Annotated in this window: 1 protein-coding gene; it reads right to left on the reverse strand. The window is 75.4% G+C overall.

The features are described 5' to 3' along the window. Positions 1 to 223: 223 nt before the first annotated feature. On the reverse strand, positions 224 to 816 hold a 593-nt coding region (locus tag C1J00_RS43815), incomplete at its 5' end, for a zinc finger domain-containing protein (RefSeq protein ID WP_102914268.1).

An 816-nucleotide genomic window follows, 5' to 3' on the forward strand; every position in this document is an offset into this window, starting at 1 on the left:
GCTCCCCGCGCCCCGCGCCCCGGTGTGAGACCGCCGGCCGTCGCACCCCGACGGATCACCGGGCATCCGCGGTCCCGGCGAGGAGGCCGCGGGCGAGCCGGCGCCCGACACGCCGCGGCGGCCCATCCACTCCATCCTCGACTCACCCGCCAGCCGACTGCGCGACGACGCGACCGTCCTGATGTTCGCGTGGACACCGCCGCCACGCTGACGCGGCCCCGTCTCACTTGAGCAGGCGGGACATCCTGCGGTCCGCCAGCGGCTTGCCGCCCGTCTGGCAGGTAGGGCAGTACTGGAGCGAGGAGTCGGCGAAGGACACCTCGCGGACGGTGTCGCCGCACACCGGGCAGGGCTCGCCGGTGCGGCCGTGGACGCGCAGTCCGCTTTTCTTCTCGGCCTTCAGCCGCCCGGCCGCCACGCCCCGGGAGCGTTCGACCGCCTCGGTGAGTGTGTCGCGCAGGGCCGCGTACAGCCGTCCGGTCTCCTCCTCGCTCAGGGACGCCGCCAGCTTGAAGGGCGACATCCTCGCCGCGTGCAGGATCTCGTCGCTGTAGGCGTTGCCCACGCCGGCGATCAGGCTCTGGTCGCGCAACGCGCCCTTGAGCTGCCGCCGTTCCCCGGCCAGGAGCTCCGCGAGGCGCCGCTGGTCGAAGTCGTCGGCGAGGGGGTCCGGGCCGAGCCGGGCCACGCCCGGGACCTCCTGCGGGGCGCCCACGACGTACACCGCGAGCCGCTTCTGGGTGCCGGCCTCGGTCAGGTCGAACCCGGCGCCGGTCTCCAGGGCCACGCGCAGCGCGAGCGGGCCCTTGCCGGGGC

This window comes from Streptomyces cahuitamycinicus, assembly GCF_002891435.1.
Lineage (GTDB): Bacteria > Actinomycetota > Actinomycetes > Streptomycetales > Streptomycetaceae > Streptomyces > Streptomyces cahuitamycinicus.